Raw genomic sequence first — 21745 nt, forward strand, 5'->3', positions numbered from 1 at the left:
ATCAATTATCAATTATCAATTATCAATTATCAATTATCAATTATCAATTATCAATTATCAATTATCAATTATCAATTATCAATTATCAATTATCAATTATCAATTATCAATTATCAATTATCAATTAATTTACTTGCCCCATTTTAAGACGGCAGCACCCCAGCTTAAACCCGCACCGAAGCCAGAAGTAGCGATCGTGTGACCGGATTGAATTTTTCCAGCTCTGACAGCTTCATTTAAGGCGATCGGAATTGAAGCAGCAGAAGTGTTGCCATATTTAGCAACGTTGCTAATTACTTTCTCAGCCGGAATGTGCAGGCGTTCGGCGACGGCATCCATGATGCGTTGATTGGCTTGGTGCAAAATCAGCCAGTCAATATCGGTATTAGTGAGATTAGCTTGATGGATGACTTTATCGATCGCATCGGGAACGCGATTGATGGCGAACCGATAGACTTCTTTACCACTCATCGCGATGTATTGATACTTGCCTTGAGTGAGTACAACACCAGGCAATAATTCGCGTAATTCGGGTTTAAAAGGAAGATTTAGACAAGCATTTTGAGTACCATCGCTTTTGATTTCAAACCCTAGTAATCGATCGATATCTTCATTACCCTGCATCAGCACCGCACCCGCACCATCACCAAATAATACACAGGTATTGCGATCCGACCAATCTACCCACCGCGATAATAAATCGGCACCGATGACTAGAATATTTCGATAGACACCCGATCTCAAGAATTGCGCCGCCGTCACTACCCCAAATAGAAACCCCGAACAAGCCGCCGTCAAGTCAAAGGCTACCGCTTTGGTTGCGCCTAATTGCGCCTGGATCTGACAAGCAGTACCAAATAAGTCTTCTGAGGATGAGGTTGCTAGTAGGATCAAATCGACATCACAGACAGCTACTCCAGCCATTGCTAGAGCCTGATTAGCCGCCTGAGTAGCCAAACCAGCCAATGACTCGCGATCGTGGCTCACATGCCGTTGTCGAATCCCTGTCCGGCTGGAAATCCACTCATCGGAGGTATCTACTACCTGCGCTAGCTCATCATTGGATACTATCGTCTCTGGAACAGCAGCACCGCATCCAATAAAAGTAACACCCATTGATGTGTGGTTTGATGGCATGTGGATTAGGGGATTGATTAATAGAGGAAAATCGGACTAGTCACCAGCAATAATCGATTCTTTTGGTGGTGCTTTATCGCGAGTCGAGGATTGGATGCGATCGATTACATTTTTATCGACGGCACTTTTGGCTAGACGAATGGCATTAGCGATCGAAAAAGCGTCAGAACTACCATGACTGATAATACATACTCCTTCTACTCCTAATAATAAACCACCCCCATGTTCTGCGGCATCAATGCGCTTTTTCAGACGCTGGAGATTTGGTTTGAGTAAGGCTGTACCCAGTTTGCCGTGTAGTCCCCGTGGTAACTCTTCTTTGAGCATCTGCACGACGATGTTGCCTACTGCTTCAGCAAACTTGAGCAGGATATTCCCGACGAAACCATCGCAGACAATCACATCAAAATCACCGGAGAGCACATCGCGCCCTTCCGCATTACCCACAAAATTGATATTTTTATTCTGTTGCAGGCTTTCATGTGCTTTGATTGCAACTTCATTACCTTTGGATTCTTCTTCACCGATATTGAGCAAGCCCACTTTAGGTGATTCAACATCTAACACATATTGGCTATAGATCGAACCCATCACGGCAAATTGTTCGAGGTATTTGGGGCGACAATCGACATTCGCACCCACATCTAAAATCACTACGGATTTGTCCGCGCGATTTGTCGGAAATACTGCGGCAATTGCAGGTCTATCGATCCCCCGAGATCGTCCTAATCTTAATAATGCGGCTGCCATTGCTGCGCCAGAATGCCCAGCCGAAACTACAGCATCTGCTTTACCATCTTTGACAAGCTGCATCGCTACATTGATCGAAGCCTTAGGTTTGCGCCGCAGAGCACCCAAAGGTTCTTCGTGCATTTCGATCGTCCCTTCGGCTGGAATAATTTCTAGCTTAGGTGCATTTGGGTGTCGATCGAGACAAGCCTGAATTTGCGCCGGATCGCCTACTAGCAATACGTCTACGTCTTCTAATTCTGTTTGGGCGGCGATCGCACCCGCGACCATGGCGGCGGGTGCATCATCCCCACCCATTGCGTCAAGTGCGATGCGTGCGCGAGTTGAAGCCATTGATGCCACTGATAGAAACCATCAAAATTCTAGCAGAATATGGTAGTTCGGCGCACGATCGAACTGTAACAGTTGACAGTTGACAGTTGACAGTTGACAGTTAGGATACAACGATTGAAATCGTCGCTGGTGATGCAAAGTCCGCCTACGCGGACTAGATCTAGAGTATCCTAAGCGATCCGGCGACTGGCATACTTGCGATCGATTCAATCTGCTCCTAGCTAGCTTTCTTGGCTGTGGTGGTTTTTTTGGCTGTAGTAGTTTTGGCTTTAGTTGCGGTAGTTTTAGCTTTGGTTGCGGTAGTCTTAGCTTTGGTTTCGGTAGTTTTAGCTTTGGTTGTGGTTTTTTTAACTGTGCCACCTTTAGCCACTAGCAAACTCAGTGCAGTCTCCAAACTGATCCCTTCCACTGTCTCACCTTCAGGGATTCCGGCATTGATTTTGCCGTGTTTGATATATTTACCATATGGGCCGCTAAAAATCGCTACAGGCTCATTATCGTCGGGATGATTGCCGATCGTGCGGAGGGGTTCTTTTTTGCCGCCACGGGTGGATTTTGGTTCGGCTAAAATCGCTAGAGCGCGTTCGATTGTAACGGTGAGGACGTCATCAGTCGCTTTGAGGGAACGATATTCTTTACCTTCTTTACCACGATCGTGAAGGATATACGGCCCAAATCTACCGAGGTTGGTTTGGAGTTTGCCACCTGTTTCGGGGTGAACTCCTAGACTGCGCGGGAGTTTGAGTAGTTCGATCGCGATTTCGAGGGTGACATCTTCTAGTTTCATGCCTTTGGGCAAGGAAGATTGTTTGGGTTTTTTCTTGCTATCTTCCTCTTTATCACCGAGTTGGACATAGGGGCCAAAGGGGCCGAGTTTGGGGTAGATCGGTTCGCCAGTTTCGGGATGATTGCCGAGGGTATCGGGGGTACTGCTCTTTTGTCTGAGCAACATCTCGATCGTTTCTGGGGCTAAATCGGCGGGGGTGAGATCTTTGGGAATAGAAGCATTCCCAGATTCGGTTTCGATGAATGCGCCAAATTTACCGATCCGGACTTTGACATCGAGATTATCTAGATCGATCGTCCGTGCTAGAGTGGCATCGATATCGGTGAAGCCTTGGTTGACTAGATTTTCTAACCCTTTTTCACCCAGGTAGAATTTTTCTAGGTAGGGTAGCCATTGCGTTGTCCCAGTGGAAATATCATCGAGTGTTTGTTCCATCCGGGCGGTGAAGCTAGGATCGACGAGATCGGGGAAGTTTTTTTCGAGTAGGGCTGTGACGGCAAAGGCGGTGAAACTGGGCACTAGGGCATTGCTTTGGAGTTGAGCGTAGCCCCGATCGATAATTGTCCCGATGATGCTGGCATAGGTACTAGGGCGACCGATCCCTTCACTTTCGAGCATCTTGACGAGCGACGCTTCAGTATACCGAGCGGGGGGTTGGGTTTCGTGGTCGATCGCGTCGAGTTTTTTGCAGTCGGGTCGATCTCCTTTGACTAATTGAGGGAGAATGATTTCTTGGTCTTCGATCGCGGCATGAGGATCGTCGGAGCCTTCGACATACGCTCTGAGGTAGCCAGCGAAATCAATCCGCTTACCGGAAGATCGAAATCCGGCATTCTCTACCTGTAAATCGACACTGAGCTGGGTTTGACGTGCATCTGCCATCTGGCTAGCTACCGTCCGTTTCCATACCAAATCGTAGAGTTGTAATTCTTTAGCAGCTAGTCCGGTTTCTCTCGGTGTCCGAAAGCTGCTCCCAGCAGGGCGAATCGCTTCGTGAGCTTCTTGAGCACCTTTAGCTTTAGTGGTATATTGGCGCGGCTGGGGGCTGAGATATTCTTGCCCATATTTTTCTAATACGCAAGAACGCGCAGCATCGATCGCTTGTGCGGATAGATGCACGGAATCTGTCCGCATATAGGTGATGTACCCCTGCTCGTACAGGCTTTGGGCTACCCGCATGGTTTCCCGTGCGGATAGTCGCAGTTTGCGGTTGGATTCCTGCTGGAGGGTAGAAGTAGTAAACGGTGGTGATGGTTTCCGAGTGACTGGTTTCTCTTCCAATCCTTTCACCGTCCAGGTTTTACCCTTGAGGTTTTCGGTTAAGGCTCTAGCCTCTATCCCGTTAAGGACTTTAACTTTTTTCCCAGCTAAAAGATTTCCAGTATTTGGATCGAAATCTGCGCCTGTGGCAACCTTCACCCCATCTACCGTTACCAGCTTCGAGTCAAATTCGGCTTTGTTATGTGCCAGTAACGCTTTCAAATCCCAGTATTGCGCTGACTTAAACGCTCGTCGTTGGCGTTCCTTCATTACCAATAATCTCACAGCTACCGACTGGACTCTTCCAGCCGATAACCCGCCAGCAATTTTCCGCCACAATAGCGGCGAGAGCGTATAGCCCACCAATCGATCGAGAATGCGGCGAGTTTCTTGGGCGTGAACGATCTGTTCGTCAATTTCTCGGCAATTTTTTAGAGCCTTTTGGATCGCTTCTTTGGTAATCTCGTGAAATACCATCCGCTTTGTCGGTACTTTGGGGTTGAGTAGCTGTAATAGATGCCAACTGATACTTTCACCCTCGCGATCTTCGTCCGTTGCTAGAATCAGCTCGGTGGCACCTTTGAGCGCGGTTTTCAATTCCTGAACGATCTTGCGCTTGTCTTTGGGGATGATGTACAGCGGCGCAAACCCAGACTCGACATTGATTCCCAAGTTTGCCCACTTTTGCGACTTGTATTCTGGCGGGATTTCTTCGGCTGATGGGGGCAAATCGCGAACGTGTCCCATTGAAGCTTTTACCACATAACTAGATGGCAAAAACTTACTGATAGTCCGCGCTTTGGTGGGAGATTCGACGATGACGAGAGTTGACATAGGGGCGTTTTGAGGTCGTCAGGAATTAATAAAAAAATCTGGGTGGGGTGACTGCTCTACAGCAGCTACTACTGTGCAAGTTGGGGTATATTTGTCAATTTGTCAAGGGGGTCGTTCTCGATATTTGACTCATTGGCGTAGCCTCTCCTTGAAGAATCGACGCTGCGATCCTAATCTCAATCGATTGCACTGTGCCCACTTCCTCCGATTGGATTTAAAGTTAAAGAGCAATATGTATCTTGATAAAACTCTACATGAAGGGAATCCCACTCCAGCTCTGTCTAAAGGAGGAGTTACCAACACATACTGACTAAACTATTCGACAAATCGAAAATATTTTAGTCCCTCCAAAATCCCTTCAGCGCAATGAGCAACAGCGAGGTAGTGGTAGTCAGCCGGATGCAGTTCATCCCACAACCGTAACTCAGATTGGGCATTTCCGACAATGATGCCACGTTCCATCCCATATTTGAACAGCGAGATATCATTCCCAGAATCTCCACACACCACTGTCTGGCTCGGCTCGATCTGCCACCCTCCGCGCAAAAATTGCACTGCTGTACCTTTATCCCCACCGCGTGGGAGAATGTCTAAGTCCTTATTCCCACTATAAATAATTTCTACATCCAGCCCTCGATCGGATATTAACGCCTGTAGTCTCGGCACTACTGCACTAACGACACTAGCCGACAGATAATAGCTAACTTTAAAAGGACGTTGTTCGGATTGAGGTTGGGATTCTAAATCGGCGAATTGGCTAGCGATGGCTACTATTTTTTCGCGGTGCCAATTGACACTTAGTTTATTTATCCACTCTGGATCTGGAGTAGCAGACGCGCCGAGATAAATCTCGGCACCTACCGCCGCAATTAAGGCATCAGGAGTGAGGAGTTGCTTGGTGGTGGCTAATTCTTGATAGGATGCTCTCGATCGACCTGTAGCATAAACTATTTTAGTGCCCCAAGTTCGACGACAGCGATCGAGGATCTGATTTAGGTTCTCAAGCGAACTGTCATCACCAACTAAGGTATTGTCGATATCTGTAACTAACAATGCTAGCGGCGTTAGAAGACTCATAATAACTGATAAGTCTGGATTTTGATGTTACCGTTCCCAAGACTAGCATTTTTGGTGTAAAGCCAGTCTCCAAATACAGAGAACTTATCAAACCCGATGGCGGCTTATCAGAAAATTTAGCTATTTATCACAAATTGTAAATTATTCACAATTTTCATCTCTAGCATCTTAATTGGATCGAAAATAAATATATGAATAACTATACCGAAGGCTGTTTGAGAGTAGGTCAAATCGCACCAGATTTTACGGCAACTGCCGTTGTCGATCGACAATTCCAGAAAATTAAATTATCTAGTTACCGTAAATACGTCGTTCTATTTTTCTATCCACTAGACTTTACTTTTGTTTGCCCGACAGAGATTATTGCATTTAGCGATCGATATGCTGAGTTTCAGGCTCTCAATACGGAGATTCTCGGCATTTCTGTCGATAGTGAGTTTTCGCATTTAGCCTGGATTGAAACCGAACGAAAAATGGGTGGTTTGGGCGATATTAATTATCCGCTGATTTCCGATCTCAAAAAAGAGATTAGTAGCGCGTATAACGTCTTAGATCCAGATTTAGGTGCAGCATTGCGGGGTTTATTTATCATCGATCGATCGGGAGTGTTGCAATACGCCACGATCAATAATCTCTCATTTGGTCGGAGTGTCGATGAAACCTTGCGTGTACTTCAGGCTATTCAACACGTCCAAGCCAATCCTAACGAAGTTTGTCCGGCAGACTGGCAACCAGGTAGTAGAACGATGAATCCACACCCGATCGAATCTAAAGCATATTTTGGTGTTAAATAAAACAGTTGTGCATTTGGATTGACAAATTTCCGAGCGATAATTTGTGAGATTTTGCTGTTAATATGTTGGGGAAAGTACAGCTCTCAACGGTGCGTTACGGCTGATGCCAAACATCCCCTACCCCAACTTCAATCGCTCGGTTGGGATCGCTATAGCTAGCGAGATCGATTAAACTTCAACTCCTTGCTGTTCGGGGTTGAGGAGCTTGGACTTATTAGTTTTTTCATAGAGATCGCTGGAGGCATGATAGTACTGATAGTACTTATTGTATCCAGAATGATGATTTTCAACTCGGTTAATTGCCAATCCCAACACTGGAGTTCTGAGTGAGGAGATAATGTCGATACCCCGATCGATGATTTGTTTCTGAGCGACATTTAAGCTCACAATATATACTAGTCCATCAACCAAACTCGACAGCAATCGAGTGTCACTAACTCCGACGATCGGTGGTGTATCGAACAAAATATAATCATACTCTGCCCGCCATTCCTCCATCAACCGTAACAATCGGGGTGAATTAAAGAGGACGATCGAGCTAACTGTTTGTTTGCCAGAAAACATCACATGTAATTTTGATTCTGGGCTGACTTTAATCAAATCTTTCCAGTTACAAGTTCCCACGATCGCATCGCTCAATCCATCCGAATTATCACAATCTTCACGTTTGAACAATGGTGAATTGGCACACAAATGAGCGATGGTAGATTTGTGCATATCGGCATCGATCAGCAAGACCCGATAACCCAGTTCTGCTAATGTATTACTGGTGTGGAAGGCGATCGTTGATTTCCCTTCTTTCGGTAAAGAAGAAGTCATGGCGATGATTTTACCACCTGATTGCTTATCTTCGCGATCGGATGTCAACCCGATCCCTAATGCGAGAGTTCGGATCGATTCAATAAAGCTCCAATAAGAATAATCTTTGTTTTTACCTTTAGCAGTTTGCAGAAAGGTGCCGCCCCGCACCGCTGAAGATCGATCTAGATCGTCTACCTTGGGAATTAGCGATAGCACTGGCATTCCAGTCATCACTTTGACACTATCAGGATTGTCAACTCGATCGTCGAGTTTATTCAAGCCAACTGATACCAATATACCCGCCAACAAACTACCGATCGCACCCAATCCCATTTGACGCGGGACATCAGGTGAAAGTGGCGAACCAGGGTATTCTGGTGGATCTAATAATCTCCACGGTACAACTTGCTCGGCATTAACAATCTTTAACTCTTGAACTTTTTGCAAGAATGCTGTTAGTTCTTGCGAAGCGATTTGGTACTCCCGTTGAAACTCGGTATATTGCTTTTGGAGTCCTGGCAATTGGGCGATTTGGGTTTGAACTTGTTGATACACTGCTTCCAAACTTTGCGCTTGAGCTGTTTGAGCAACTAAGCTAGTTTCTAGTTCGGATTGTTTGTTGGCTAAATTTTGAGCCAAATTGTTGCCAACGTTAGGAATTGCATTTTTTGTTAATTCTCGATCGTCTACCTGCCGTTTTAGTACTTGTTGAGAGCGTTCCCTTAACAGTACTAGTACTCCATCACGTTTTTCCTTTAAGCCGACGATCAGGGGGTTTTCTGGGCTAAACCGGACACTTTCTTGGTTATATTTTAACTCTAACTCGTTAAGTTGTTTAAATAGTTCTTGGAAAGCACTATCTTGAGTCAACATTGTAGTACTTAAATTACCATCCGATGATAATCCAACTGAGTTAAGTTGTTTTTTTAATTCTTGATACTGTTGCTGTGTTTGGTAATAAGTAGAACGAGAGTCGTTGATTTTGGCAACAATGCTTTGACGGTAGCCATCCAGCGCACTAGCAGAAGTAGCCGGATCTACAAACCGATATTTAATCCGAAATTCCTCAATTTGTGATGCCGAAGTCGCTAGCCGCTTGCGGGAAGCGGGTAATTGCGACTCGATAAATTCGATCGAGTTATTGGTTCGCGCTTTCTTGGTTTTGATGCTGTAATCAATGTAAACCTTACTCAATCCATTCAGCACCGCTACAATTTCGTCTTGCTTTAGAGCTGTATAGCTGACTGTCAAAACGTTACTATCTGGCTTTGATTGGATCGCCAATCCGCCCAACACTTGGGCGACTGATGGACGCAATTTCGGATCGGGAATCTGGGCAATTGCTTGTTCGATCAGGCTTTTACTTCTTAATGATTGAGTGATAGTCTCGATCGCAATCGCCCGATCTTCGGATTGTCCCCCGTTGTCGCCAGTGGTTTGAGCTAACTTTTCAGCAAAACTGTTTCCACCTTTTAAGTCGATCGCAATTTGCACCGCAGATCTGTAAATGCGGACTTGGGTTGCGGTGGCATAACCGATTGCCCCCATCATCACAGTGGTAGTCAGCACCGAAGCGTACCAGTATTTACGCAAACCGCTCAGAATCGTACCGATCCCGATTCCTTCCTCTTGCCGTGCTTCAGAGAAGCCATTGGAGCGAGGTTTTACTGACTCTGGGGACTGCATTAGTCTGGGAGGATTAAACTCAGGAAAGCTTTCTTTCATGTTAAAAAGACTAGATAGAACAGGTGGGCAATAAACCGCTAAATGGCTGAAGTAATCGGGATAGAACGATCGTAGGATATAAGAGGCATAAAAAATGACTAACTTGGATACATATTGCCTTAAATATATCGATTGCTAAAATGTAGGTGGTCAGATATATCTAATGTATAGTTATCCAAATACTCAGTACATAGAAATACATGTACTGAGTAATCTCTAATTAATTAGCACCCAATGCCAATGTGTTGAAAACCAGCTTGAGCTAGTGTTACTGGTGATAAGAAATTGCGGCAATCAACCACGATCGCCGAACGCATTAGTCCAGCTAGCTGCTGATAGTTTATGTCTTGAAACTCCGACCATTCTGTCATCAATACGATCGCATCACTATCAGTTGCTAATAATTGTGGACTATCAACTAAGTTGACATTAGCTAAATATGGCAATGTAGCAGATTGGGGTGAAACAATCGGATCGTATGCTTTAACTTTTGCGCCAAGCTCGATCAATATTTGTATTATATCAAGTGATGGTGCATCCCGCAAATCATCAGTATCGGGTTTAAAAGTTAAACCAAGTAGACCGATAGTTTTGCCTTTAAGAATTTTGAGAGAGCTTTGCAGCTTTTGAATTACTAAAGTCCGTTGCTGTTGGTTGACACTTACAGTTGCTTTGAGCAATTGAGCATCGTATCCATAATCTGCGCCAGTGTGGATGAGTGCGGCTAAATCTTTGGGAAAACAAGATCCACCCCAACCGATGCCAGCATTCAAAAACTTATTACCAATGCGAGAGTCTAAGCCGATGCCTTTAGATACTTGTGTGACATCAGCACCTACCCGCTCACAAATATTAGCAATCTCATTAATGAAACTAATTTTTGTGGCTAAGAAAGCATTAGCGGCATACTTAATCATTTCTGCCGAACCCAAATCTGTTGCCAATACTGACACGGGCGATCGAGTCGCATCTTCAGTATGTAGACGATCGATAATCGGCGCATACAATCTTAGCATCAGATCGATCGCCTGTTGACTATTACTACCCAAAACAATCCGATCGGGATTGAGCGTATCATGTATTGCCGAACCCTCACGGAGAAATTCTGGATTACTGACGACATCAAACTTGGGGATGAATCGATCTGGTTGAGTGCCACCGCCAACTAATGTTGGTTGCTTGCTCCGTTCGGCGACGCCATCGAGGACGAGCATTTTTACCCAGTCACCCGAACCAATGGGGACTGTAGACTTATTGACGATTACTTTATAATCACCATTGAGATGTTGCCCGATCCCTTTAGCTACGGCTTCTACATACTGAGTATCACTAGAACCATTAGGTAGCGGTGGCGTACCTACCGCAATAAACAAAATCTCGCCATGCTCGACTCCCAATGCTAAATCGGTAGTAAATTGCAATCGTCCGGTAGACATTGCCGATTGCATGATATCTGATAGTCCTGGCTCATAGATGGGAGAATGCCCAGATTTCATCAGCTCCACTTTCGCTGGATTATTATCTACACAGATGACATCATGACCGATATGTGCCAGACAAGCTCCTGTAACTAAGCCGACGTAACCAGTTCCGATAGTGCAAACACGCATTTTGAATATACCCCCAATTTTAGTGTGACTCAGTATTTAAATTTGTTAGCGTAGCTTTGTCGCTAGGAGGGTCGAGCCGAGCTATGATTAAAGCCCGATTGTACCTGTAATCCTCTGCGCTTGAGACCATCGATCGTCAATTTTGTTTAAACCTTCAGTCGCTGTGTGAATTCAGCAATTGTCTCCGCTAATCCAGCTTCTAGAGAGATAGTTGGCTGCCAATTCAACCAATTTTTAGCTTTAGTAATATCTGGCTTCCGCTGTTTAGGGTCGTCTTGAGGTAGCGGCTTAAAGATAATTTCTTGACCAGGGTTAATTTTGTCGCGGATTTTCTCGGCAAGTTGGAGAATGGTATATTCTTCAGGATTACCCAGATTGATCGGGCCGATCCGATCGCCATTCATCAGTTTCATTAGTCCATCGACTAGATCGCTGACATAACAAAAACTGCGAGTTTGGCTGCCATCTCCATAGACCGTTAATGGCTTTCCTTGCAGAGATTGGGCGATAAAATTGCTAACTACCCGACCATCATTTTCCAACATGCGGGGGCCGTAAGTATTAAAGATTCTGGCTACCCGAATTTCGATATTGTGCGCTCGGTGATAGTCAAAACTTAACGTTTCAGCAATCCGCTTGCCTTCGTCATAACAAGATCTAATCCCGATCGGGTTAACATTACCATGATATTCCTCAGGTTGAGGATGAACATCTGGATCTCCATATACTTCAGAAGTGGAAGCTAATAAAAACCTTGCCTTGGTGCGTTTGGCAAGTCCAAGCATATTCGATGTACCGAGAAAACTTACCTTAATTGTTTTGATCGGATTGGACTGATAGTGAACTGGAGATGCTGGGCAGGCTAAATGATAGATTTGGTCTAATTCTAGCCGGATTGGTTCGGTAATATCATGACGAATAAATTCAAAATTTGGATGACCGTACCATTTACTGATATTACTCTTAGTTCCAGTATAAAAATTATCCAAGCAAATCACTTCATGTTGCTCTCCCATCAACCGCTCGATTAGATGAGAACCAATAAACCCTGCACCACCTGTAACTAAAATTCGCATAATCTAAAATTTTTAAAATTAATTTGGTCTAAAGGTGCAATGGTAGTGTCTTCAGTATTATTCCCTAAGATTGATGGATCGGCAACATCGTCCATAGATTTGGCTGAGTAAGAACATTGTGAAGACTGGCAAAATAGTATTGGTTGCGACCCATCCGACTGACTAAGAGGCTACCCTCGTTAGATTCGCTGCCAAAGTTGGATTGTACCATCAGCACCGCCAATGGCGATCGCCTGACTATTGGGGGAGATCGCCACTGACATCACCGAACGACCTGGATCGCCTTTGAGGATGCTGCGAGCTTTATCACTGAAGCTGAGATCCTCTCCTCGATACCAAACTTTGGCTTTGCCATCGACACTACCCGTAATCAAATACCCACCATCAGGGCTAAAGACACAAGCATTGATTTGTCCAGCGTGGGCTTTAATCGTCCCAGACAGCTCGATCTTTGGTAGTTGACTGTTTTCCAGGTTTTGGAGTTGCCACAAGACCACATAGCCGTTAACGGTACCTGCGGCGATCGTCCGTGAGTCTGGACTGATAACCAAGGAGCCAATACAATGTTTATTCCCTTTGGAGTGAGCGATCTGTTCGCCCGAAGTCATCGACCAGATTTTCACAGTCCCGTCATCACCAGTACTAGCCAAGAATTTCCCATCGGCACTCAAGGCAATCGCGGCAACTGGTTCGCGATCGCTGATGATTTTAGTTACGCTACCATCTGGTAGACTCCATAAGACGATCGTTTGGTCAAAACTACCACTAATTAAGATTTTACTGTCGGGATCGATCGCTAAAGATCTGACTGAGGCCTGATGCTGGGTCAAGTTGCCCAGGAGAGTACCAGTCTCCAAATCCCACAACTTAATTAACTCATCCCAACTCCCACTGGCCAGGAGCTTACCATTAGGGCTGACGGCTAAGGCAAATACACCCTTGAGATGGTCGGTGAGCGTGTGAATTGCCGTACCTGTAGCTAATTGCCACAATTTAATTGTTTTGTCAAAACTTCCACTAACTAGTTTGGCACCATCTGGCGTAAAGCTCAGACATCTGACCCAATCACTGTGGGCATTAATTGTCTGTTGCAAATTCCAAGTTGGTTTAGACCACAAATCGCCGCTCAAATCTCCAGAAGTGAGACTCTCAGGCATCAAGTCACTAGACATCAAATCTTCCGAAATCATCTCGAATAGCGGAGTAATATCTACTTCTAGCTGACGATCGCCAGGAGGAGCGATCCGACGAGATTTTGGTCGCTCTAATTCGACTGGATCGATCCCCTGCGGAGATTGGGTTAAATGGCGTTCTAGATACTCTACTCGCTCGTCTAGGGCGGTGCCCTCTAGCAGATCGACAACATCTCTGAGACTGCCCTCGACTCCAGTGACGCGATCCTGTATCGATTGCATCAATTGCTTTTGCAAATTAAATTTCTGCTCTAATGCCGCCTCTTGCGTCCCAGCAGCTAGCGCGACAGGTGCAGAATTTTTTTGGGCAGCCATAGTTTGTTTGACTAAAGCTGTTGCGAAACTCCGTGCTTGAGCGATTTCTTGCTGGAGGACTTCGCCTTGTTGTTGGAGTTCGGCATCGAGCTTGCGCTCTAATGCTCGATCGTAGAGGCGGAGGTTTTGATTCAATCGCCACCGATTGCCAGCACTGAGGATCAGACTGATGAGAATCGGCACTAGGGCATAGATCCAATTGCCCGATCCGATGGCGGCGATCGATCCTACCACTGCCAAGGCGATCGCAATATATTCACTCAGGTCTAACCAATGGAGATTTGACATTACAGTTATCGGTTATGGATTGTCGATTGCAGTCGTTGACAATGGCGATATCGCTCCCGATCCGCGAAGGCGATGCCAACGCGCTAATGTCACAATCGGGATTGAGCTATTTGGTAGCATTTTGTGCTGAGATTGGGCATGGAGATCGCGACAATCCCACCCAACTGCACGCTCATAATGCCACAAACAGCGGCGAGCAGCAAGTAAATACAACCAATTGGCTCTGATTTCTGGGGATGATGCTGGATGGAGCTGTAATACCAAATCCGGTTCATCCAAACTTCGGCTGGTTTCGTGCTATCGTTAATATAATATTAATAAATTCTTAATAATTCTAAATCACTGATGTTTAATTTATTTGAATCAAGATATTAAATATCAGCATTACTTATAGGTGCTAATGATTTGGACGTAGCGATTACTGTTCGATCGACGGTACATAGCTGACAGATTTAATTCTCCGATCGAGTAATGGCAATAATATTTATCGATATTATTAACTGTGTATATTTAGACACAATCATCGGTTATGCTAGGGCTAGGAAGTCCTGAGACGATCGCCCACTTTACATCTCATTCGTTCAGCCTCAACAATTTTCACCATTTAGCCACCACTCCCTACTGTAGCCATTCATGATTCCTGATTGCGACTTGCGCCTCGATCTCTGTGCCGATCTAGATCCCGATAATGCTAGTGACAAACCTGAAGAAGCCTGTGGAGTGTTTGGGATCTATGCTCCTGGACAAGAAGTTGCGAAACTGACCTACTTTGGTTTGTACGCGCTCCAGCATCGCGGACAGGAGTCGGCAGGAATCGCTACCTTTGAGGGGCAGCAGCTCCACGAACATCGAGATATGGGGCTGGTATCTCATGTCTTTAGTCCAGAAATTTTACAAAAATTGCCTGGGCAATTAGCGATCGGTCATACCCGTTATTCGACCACTGGATCGAGCCGCCGTTGCAACGCCCAGCCAGTAATTGTCGAGACCAGATTAGGAAAGCTTGCCTTAGCACATAACGGTAATCTTGTCAACACTGCTCAGATGCTGGAAACTCTAGCCGCCAGAGGCTGCGAACCCAGTACCACGATCGACTCAGAAGCGATCGCCCTGTTGATTCGGGAAGAAGTCAATGCTGGTAAAGGCTGGGTAGAGGCGACAATTGCTGCTTGTCGGCAATGTGTAGGTGCCTTTAGTCTGACGATCGCCACTCCTGATGGCATCATGGCAATCCGCGATCCGCACGGGATTCGTCCGCTGGTGTTGGGGATTATGCCCGATCGTATCGATCATTATGTAGTAGCTTCAGAGACTTGTGCGCTAGATATTATTGGTGCAGACTACGAACGGGATGTCAAACCGGGCGAACTGCTGTGGATTACCGATCGCGGTGTCACAGAGATCGATTGGGCACCAAAAATCCAGCCGAAACTGTGCATTTTCGAGATGATTTATTTTGCTCGTCCCGATAGCTGGGTAAATGATGAAAGCCTTTACAGTTACCGGATGCGACTGGGCAAGCAATTAGCCAAAGAATCATTTCATGATGCCGATCTCGTCATTGGCGTACCTGATTCGGGGATACCTGCGGCGATCGGATTTTCAGAGGCATCGGGCATTCCCTATGCGGAAGGCTTGATCAAAAATCGCTACGTGGGGCGGACATTTATCCAACCCACTCAAGAGATGCGGGAAGCCGGAATTCGGATGAAATTAAACCCCCTCAAAGATGTACTCAAGGGAAAACGGGTAATTGTGATCGATGACTCGATCGTCCGTGGTACTACCAGTCGGAAATTAGTCAAAGCTCTACGCGATGCTGGAGCTACTGAAATTCACATGCGAATTTCTTCCCCGCCTGTGACTCATCCGTGCTTCTATGGCATCGATACCGATACTCAAGATCAACTAATTGCCGCAACCAAGTCTGTCGCCGAGATCGCCGAGCAAATCGGTGTCGATACTTTAGCATATCTCTCGTGGGAAGGAATGCTCTCATCCACAGGTCGCGATCCCGATAGCTTCTGCTCGGCTTGTTTCACAGGTGACTACCCAGTCCAAATTCCCGATGGTGTCAAGCGATCGAAATTAATGCTTGAAGTGGGCACAAAAGGTTAGAGCGATAGTTACGGCTTAATCTAATCAGAAGGCATAGATCGATTAGGGGCATTTTGGGGGCATATTAAACGAGTCGGGCGAAAAATGAAGACGCTGCCTAAAAATCCAGCAGCCTTTAAGCTATTTGCCATCGTCGAGATCGCCACCAAATATGTCTAATCGATAGATACCGAGCAAGATGGTATTTTTGCAAGAGATGTTATCTCATTCTGGGAATATCTAGATTGGAATATCACCGATGCGGTACTTACTTCTAGTCGCACGAACTCTATCCCAATCGCACTTGGTTATTTCTCATACCTGTTTACTTGAATTCAGCTCGCTGGATTTGCTGGTGGTAGTTTAGTGCTATTTAGAATGCTAAAGGATGCGATTTTTTGCGATCTCTGCTGAAGATCGAACAATCTAACAATACATTACCACTGGAGAGAACCTGCGGTATCCCCTTGCGATCGCTTCAACTCAGCATCCCGCTCGAACCATTTGATGATTTGTTGAGGGGTCAGATCTTCAATTTTTTCTACCTGCTCCGCATCAGCAATCTGTTTGAGCATTCTCATCGAAGAAATCGTAATCCGCGTCAAAAATTTCTCGTGAGTAGAGAGTAAAGCTTTGTCTACTTCTACAGCTTCAGCGTGGGTGAGATATTGTTCGTTATTCATGTCTGTAAATGTCAACCGATTGTATTAGTCATCGAAATTAAATAACCGCACTGATGTTCGCCATCGACCAGCCAGTGCGTGCGTTCAACTTGACAATCTTCTAGAGCGGCTGCGAACATTTCTAATTCATGTCCGCATACTGCCGGAAAAGATGTCGCTACCTGGGAGATAGCGCAGTTATATTCAGTCAGGATAAATTTATCATCTTGACCGTTAAAGGGGTGATACTCAGCCATATAACCCTCTTGACGGCGCAATTCCACTAGCTTTGCTACTCGCTCGATGAGGATGCCATCGCCGAGCTGCTGCCGATAGTCGATACTTTTCTTTTGCCAGTGCTGATGTATTATTTCGCTGGCTTGCTCGTAGCCGAGATTATCGACTAAAGTGTCTAGGAACGAGATCGCAAATCGATCGTACTGGTTTGGGAAGCGATCGCGTCCTTTGGGACTCAGGTGATAGATATGCTGGGGTCTACCCGTGCCTGAAGCGACAGACTGATAGACGATTAAGCCTTCGGTTTCCAAATCCTTGAGATGGCGGCGAATTGCTTGAGGACTAATATCCAGTGAGGTAGCCAAATCTTGAGCGATGGCTTGTCCCTGTTTGAGGAGATATTCGAGGATATCCTGCTTGGTGGAATGCTGCTCTGTCATCATATCGGTGCTGGGTGTGGAGATAATGGTCGCGCGCAGACGTACAAATATTAAAAATTTCTCTAGTTTTGCTACTTTAGCAACAACTATGTTGTTAAATTACGATACAATAAGACTAATAGGTTAAACAATCAGTTTATTGTTTAATTATACGATATTTTGTCTGTCCCAGCCAGACACCTTAACCATCCTTATTCTAGAGAGAACACAGGCGATCGATGAGTACTGTAGTCCAAAACTTAGTCAATCAACCCTACAAATACGGCTTTGTCACTGATATTCAGTCAGACCAGATCCCACGCGGCTTGAATGAGGACATCGTGCGGTTAATTTCGTCCAAGAAAGACGAGCCACAATTTTTACTCGACTTCCGCCTGCGCGCCTATCGTCAGTGGCTCAAGATGACCGAACCCACTTGGCCGCATGTGGACTATCCCGCGATCGATTACCAGGATATCATCTATTACTCCGCTCCCAAACAAGCCGCCAAAAAATTGGACAGTTTGGATGAAGTCGATCCCATTCTCCTCGAAACCTTTGAGAAATTGGGGATTTCCCTCAACGAGCAAAAGCGACTCTCCAACGTCGCTGTCGATGCGGTATTTGATAGCGTCTCGATCGGCACCACCTTTAAGGCACAATTAGCCAAAGAAGGCGTGGTATTCTGCTCGATTTCCGAAGCAGTCAAAGAATATCCCGAACTGATCGAAAAATACTTGGGAAGTGTCATCCCGATCGCCGATAATTTCTTTGCAGCCTTAAACTCCGCCGTATTTAGTGACGGTTCCTTTGTTTACATTCCCAAAGGTACCAAATGTCCAATGGATTTATCCACTTATTTCCGCATTAATACAGGCGATAGCGGCCAATTTGAACGGACACTAATCATCGCCGATGAAGGTGCATCAGTTACCTATCTAGAAGGTTGTACCGCACCCGCATTCGATACCAATCAACTCCACGCCGCCGTCGTCGAATTGGTGGTATTAGATAACGCCGAAATCAAATATTCCACCGTCCAAAACTGGTATGCTGGCGACGAAACTGGTAAAGGTGGTATCTACAACTTCGTTACCAAACGCGGCTTGTGTAAAGGTGTCAATTCCAAGATTTCTTGGACGCAAGTAGAAACAGGTTCGGCAATTACTTGGAAATACCCCAGTTGCGTCTTAGTCGGCGACAACTCCGTCGGCGAATTTTACTCCGTCGCGCTGACTAATAATCTCCAACAAGCCGACACCGGAACTAAAATGATCCATGTGGGCAAAAATACCCGCAGTACGATTATTTCCAAAGGTATTTCCGCAGGTAAATCGAAGAATAGCTATCGCGGTTTAGTCAAAATGAATCCGACAGCTAAAGGAGCGAGAAATTATTCTCAATGCGACTCGATGCTAATTGGCGACAGAGCGCAAGCGAATACTTTCCCATACATCCAAGTCCAGAATCAAACCGCCAAAGTCGAACACGAAGCATCTACTTCTAAGATTGGTGAAGATCAGTTATTCTTCTTCGCTCAACGGGGGATTTCCCAAGAGGATGCGATTTCGATGATGATTAGTGGTTTCTGTAAGGATGTCTTTAATCAACTTCCGATGGAATTTGCCGTTGAAGCCGACAGATTATTGAGTCTGAAGTTAGAGGGTACTGTAGGTTAAATTGTTTTCTTTGTAGGGCGAGTAATGCTTGCCCTACAAAACCTTAAATGTAGATGAGAAATGATCCCTATTTGTTTATCATGGGCAATTGTCTCTGGAACAACTTCTCATGGTGGCACAAATCGAGAAGCAACTTTAGACGATGTTCTAAAAGTAATGAGTGAAATAACTAGCAAGGCTGGCACGATCAACCTTGAAATTATTCATGCCCATGAGATTGGGATTCAAAGCTTACAGATTCGTGCTGAAAAAGGCTATTTTCTTTTACTTTTAGATGAGGAAGATGAAGAGGATCAGAATGTACGAACTTATACAAATACATTTATTGATCGGGAAAGAGTCGATATACTAGGTGATTTCTGGGATTCACGAATGGTTTGTACAGAATATGATGTTGTCATGAAAGTGTTGATGGAGTTCGTTGAAACAGGCGATGTGTCAAAGAATATATTAAGTTAATACTTAATAAATCTGTATGAGTGCATTGCTAACCAATTATAAATTTTGATAGATATTTGAACTCGATCAAAAGCTAAATGTGGGCAATGCCTACCCTACAAAATTAGAGTTTTAAAATGGTTGTGACACCTGTAAAGAATCTTACTTTAGAAAACTTTCTGGCTCTTCCAGAAACTAAACCTGCGAGTGAATATATTGATGGGAAGATAGTTCAAAAGCCAATGCCTCAAGGAAAACATAGTTTGTTGAGGATGAAACTACTTACTTTCATTAATTCAATTTTAATGGAAGCAAAGATAGCGATCGCATTTCCAGAACTAAGATGTACTTTTGGTGGGAGATCGATCGTTCCTGATGTAGTTGTCTTAAAGAATGAGAATATTCCTAAAGATGATGATGGTGAGGTTGCTAATGTTGTGGCAACAGCACCCGATTGGATAATTGAAATCTTATCTCCAGATCAAAGCACGACTAAAGTAAATAGGAATATTCTTCATTGTTTAGAGCATGGTACTGAAGTAGGCTGGTTAGTCGATCCGGCTGAGAAGATGATCTTAGTTTATCAACCCGATCGACAAGTACAAGTAGTGGATCTGCTAGAAGCTGAATTAATTGTACCTGAATTCGCTCGATCGATTAAATTGACCGTAGGTGGGATATTTAACTGGTTGAAGGTGGGATAATATCGATCTGTAAATATAATACATAAATTAAAAAAGCTATAAAATAAGATATCTACATCATGGTTGCTCTAAAAGATAATACTCCAAGATTTACTTCCGAAGAATATTTCGCTTGGGAAGAACAACAATTAGAAAAACATGAATATCTCGGCGGTGAAGTTTATGCCATGACTGGTGGGACTGTTAACCATAGTCGAATTGCCCTGAAATTTGGTGCTTTATTAGATAATCACCTTAGTGGAGGTGCTTGTCAGGCAGCCAATTCTGATTGTCGGGTGAATATCGTTGAATCAAATGACTATACTTATCCAGATGTAAGTGTTACTTGTGACGATCGAGATAAAGCTACTACTCAATATATTACTTATCCATGCTTAATTATTGAAGTGTTATCGAAAAGTACAGAAGCTTACGACAGAGGTGGTAAGTTTAGAATGTATCGTCAAAATCCGATTTTAAAAGATTATGTATTGGTTGGCTCCGAGAAGATGGAGGTCGATCTTTATCGCAAAACTGAAAGTGGAAGTTGGGAGATTATTAACTATCAAGCAGGGGATAACATCGAACTTAAAAGTGTAAACCTGACTTTCCCGATCGAGCGAATTTATGAAGGTATAACTCTGACTACAGAAGCCGAGAGTAACTAATTCAGCTATGTCTGTTAAAATAAGAGACTATTCAAACTCGATCGAGCATTATTAAAACTCAATTAAAAAATATAAATATGATTAATCCTAATAGTCCAGTTATCCTCTCGATCGAGAACCTTACCGCAAACGTCGATGATACCCAGATCTTAAATGGTGTAAGTCTCGAAATCAAAGCTGGTGAAATTCATGCAATTATGGGGCCGAATGGTTCTGGGAAAAGTACGTTATCTAAAGTACTCGCCGGACATCCTGCCTATACAGTTACGGGGGGGAAAGTTACTTACAAAGGTGAAAATTTATTTGACTTAGAACCGCAAGATCGGGCACGTTCTGGTGTATTCCTGGCTTTCCAGTATCCGCTCGAAATTCCTGGTGTGAGTAATCTCGACTTCCTGCGGGTGGCTTACAACTCTCGTCAAAAGCATCGCGGATTGGAAGAATTAGATGTATTTGACTTTGACGACTTGATTCAGGATAAATTAGAGATTGTCAAAATGAACCCTGCTTTCCTTAGCCGGAGCGTGAATGAGGGCTTCTCTGGTGGTGAGAAAAAGCGGAATGAAATTCTGCAAATGGCAATCCTCGAACCCAGTCTGGCGATTCTCGATGAAACCGATTCTGGCTTGGATATTGACGCGCTCAAAATTGTTGCTAGCGGTGTCAATCAATTATCGAATCAGAATAACTCGATGCTGGTAATCACCCACTATCAGCGGTTGCTCGACTATATCATTCCTGACTTCGTACATGTGATGGCGAATGGGCAAATCCTGACTAGTGGCGGTAAGGAACTCGCGCTGGAATTGGAAGCAAAAGGTTATGACTGGGTGACAGAACCTCAAACAGTGGGCTAAGTAACTAACTCAGTTATTACTCGAT

Annotated in this window: 18 protein-coding genes; 8 read left to right on the forward strand and 10 right to left on the reverse strand. The window is 44.7% G+C overall.

Annotation, left to right across the window (positions count from 1 at the left end):
* Nucleotides 1–129: 129 nt before the first annotated feature.
* The 4 genes from ACEW9J_RS19545 to ACEW9J_RS19560 form a co-directional block, all read right to left on the reverse strand.
* Nucleotides 130–1137: a beta-ketoacyl-ACP synthase III gene (locus tag ACEW9J_RS19545; RefSeq protein ID WP_373546766.1), complete on the reverse strand. Its 1008-nt coding sequence runs from the start codon at nt 1135–1137 to the stop codon at nt 130–132.
* Between the two features lie 36 nt (nt 1138–1173).
* Nucleotides 1174–2220, reverse strand: coding sequence for a phosphate acyltransferase PlsX (gene plsX, locus ACEW9J_RS19550; RefSeq protein ID WP_373546767.1), 1047 nt, complete (start codon nt 2218–2220; stop codon nt 1174–1176).
* Between the two features lie 217 nt (nt 2221–2437).
* Entirely contained in the window at nt 2438–5101 is a 2664-nt protein-coding gene (gene topA, locus ACEW9J_RS19555; protein WP_373546768.1) for a type I DNA topoisomerase, read from the reverse strand.
* 315 nt (nt 5102–5416) lie between these two features.
* Nucleotides 5417–6178 (reverse strand): sucrose-phosphate phosphatase, encoded by a 762-nt coding sequence (locus tag ACEW9J_RS19560; protein WP_373546769.1) that lies wholly within the window; start codon nt 6176–6178, stop codon nt 5417–5419.
* Between the two features lie 191 nt (nt 6179–6369).
* Between ACEW9J_RS19560 and ACEW9J_RS19565 the strand changes: the two genes are divergently transcribed.
* A complete protein-coding gene (locus ACEW9J_RS19565) occupies nt 6370–6972 on the forward strand; it encodes a peroxiredoxin (RefSeq protein ID WP_373546770.1) in 603 nt (200 codons plus the stop codon).
* Nucleotides 6973–7140: 168 nt separating this feature from the next.
* Here the strand turns inward: ACEW9J_RS19565 and ACEW9J_RS19570 are convergent, their stop codons facing one another.
* The 4 genes from ACEW9J_RS19570 to ACEW9J_RS19585 all read right to left on the reverse strand — a co-directional run bounded on the left by ACEW9J_RS19570 (nt 7141) and on the right by ACEW9J_RS19585 (nt 13980).
* Complete coding sequence (locus ACEW9J_RS19570; protein ID WP_373546771.1) at nt 7141–9498, reverse strand: GumC family protein; 2358 nt, start codon at nt 9496–9498, stop codon at nt 7141–7143.
* A 224-nt stretch (nt 9499–9722) separates the two neighbouring features.
* Nucleotides 9723–11108 (reverse strand): UDP-glucose/GDP-mannose dehydrogenase family protein, encoded by a 1386-nt coding sequence (locus ACEW9J_RS19575; protein ID WP_373546772.1) that lies wholly within the window; start codon nt 11106–11108, stop codon nt 9723–9725.
* Nucleotides 11109–11254: 146 nt separating this feature from the next.
* On the reverse strand, nt 11255–12184 hold the full coding sequence (locus ACEW9J_RS19580; RefSeq protein WP_373546773.1) for a UDP-glucuronic acid decarboxylase family protein: 930 nt from the start codon (nt 12182–12184) through the stop codon (nt 11255–11257).
* Nucleotides 12185–12363: 179 nt separating this feature from the next.
* Nucleotides 12364–13980: a hypothetical protein gene (locus tag ACEW9J_RS19585; RefSeq protein WP_373546774.1), complete on the reverse strand. Its 1617-nt coding sequence runs from the start codon at nt 13978–13980 to the stop codon at nt 12364–12366.
* Between the two features lie 14 nt (nt 13981–13994).
* On the opposite strand from ACEW9J_RS19585, the gene ACEW9J_RS19590 reads away from it, so the two are divergent.
* Entirely contained in the window at nt 13995–14207 is a 213-nt protein-coding gene (locus ACEW9J_RS19590) for a hypothetical protein (RefSeq protein WP_373546775.1), read from the forward strand.
* 406 nt (nt 14208–14613) lie between these two features.
* A complete protein-coding gene (gene purF, locus ACEW9J_RS19595) occupies nt 14614–16098 on the forward strand; it encodes an amidophosphoribosyltransferase (protein WP_373546776.1) in 1485 nt (494 codons plus the stop codon).
* Between the two features lie 416 nt (nt 16099–16514).
* Here purF and ACEW9J_RS19600 read toward each other — a convergent pair whose 3' ends face one another.
* Nucleotides 16515–16760 carry a hypothetical protein gene (locus ACEW9J_RS19600; protein ID WP_373546777.1) on the reverse strand — a complete coding sequence of 82 codons (246 nt, stop codon included), beginning with the start codon at nt 16758–16760 and terminating at the stop codon, nt 16515–16517.
* Nucleotides 16761–16771: 11 nt separating this feature from the next.
* Complete coding sequence (sufR, locus tag ACEW9J_RS19605) at nt 16772–17419, reverse strand: iron-sulfur cluster biosynthesis transcriptional regulator SufR (protein WP_373546778.1); 648 nt, start codon at nt 17417–17419, stop codon at nt 16772–16774.
* 215 nt (nt 17420–17634) lie between these two features.
* Between sufR and sufB the strand changes: the two genes are divergently transcribed.
* From sufB to sufC, 5 genes are all read left to right on the forward strand, one after another.
* Nucleotides 17635–19074, forward strand: a complete 1440-nt coding sequence (gene sufB, locus ACEW9J_RS19610) for a Fe-S cluster assembly protein SufB (protein WP_373546779.1) — start codon at nt 17635–17637, stop codon at nt 19072–19074.
* 60 nt (nt 19075–19134) lie between these two features.
* Nucleotides 19135–19533: a hypothetical protein gene (locus ACEW9J_RS19615; RefSeq protein ID WP_373546780.1), complete on the forward strand. Its 399-nt coding sequence runs from the start codon at nt 19135–19137 to the stop codon at nt 19531–19533.
* 116 nt (nt 19534–19649) lie between these two features.
* Nucleotides 19650–20216 carry a Uma2 family endonuclease gene (locus ACEW9J_RS19620; protein ID WP_373546781.1) on the forward strand — a complete coding sequence of 189 codons (567 nt, stop codon included), beginning with the start codon at nt 19650–19652 and terminating at the stop codon, nt 20214–20216.
* Between the two features lie 59 nt (nt 20217–20275).
* Nucleotides 20276–20863, forward strand: coding sequence for a Uma2 family endonuclease (locus ACEW9J_RS19625; protein ID WP_373546782.1), 588 nt, complete (start codon nt 20276–20278; stop codon nt 20861–20863).
* Between the two features lie 77 nt (nt 20864–20940).
* Complete coding sequence (gene sufC / locus ACEW9J_RS19630) at nt 20941–21720, forward strand: Fe-S cluster assembly ATPase SufC (protein WP_373546783.1); 780 nt, start codon at nt 20941–20943, stop codon at nt 21718–21720.
* Nucleotides 21721–21745 lie beyond the last annotated feature (25 nt).

The sequence above is a fragment of the Chamaesiphon sp. genome, from assembly GCF_041737865.1.
GTDB lineage: Bacteria > Cyanobacteriota > Cyanobacteriia > Cyanobacteriales > Chamaesiphonaceae > Chamaesiphon.